The 325-nt window shown below is 62.5% G+C and carries 1 pseudogene; it reads left to right on the top strand.

Annotated elements, in window-relative coordinates:
• Nucleotides 1–56 precede the first annotated feature (56 nt).
• A pseudogene (locus C7G61_RS43630) lies at nt 57–325 on the top strand (IS630 family transposase); the annotation flags it as partial.

Genomic DNA, 325 nt, shown 5'->3' with positions numbered 1-325 from the left:
CGCGGCTCTTGGCGCGCCATGCGCGTGAACACGGGCCGGCGGCGGGGCATGCGTGTTTGGCCAATTTGGTCCAGGGAACGGTGTGCAAGATCCTCGGCCGGGAGGACATCAAGCCGCACAAGGTGCGCTATTATCTTGAAAATCGCGACGCCGAGTTCGAACAGAAGATGGCGGAGGTCCTGTGCGTCTATCGTGAAGTCCAGGTCCTGAAGAAAGCCTCTGCCAAAGGAAGGAGGCGGGGAAAGCCGGTGACGATCGTCTCCTGCGACGAGAAGCCGGGAATCCAGGCCATCGCAACGACGGCGCCGGATTTGCCGCCCAAGCC

The sequence above is a fragment of the Bradyrhizobium algeriense genome, assembly GCF_003062295.1.
Taxonomy (GTDB): Bacteria; Pseudomonadota; Alphaproteobacteria; order Rhizobiales; family Xanthobacteraceae; genus Bradyrhizobium; species Bradyrhizobium algeriense.
Note: the sequence above shows the minus strand (reverse complement) of the source record. Positions and strands in the feature narration are given on the sequence as shown.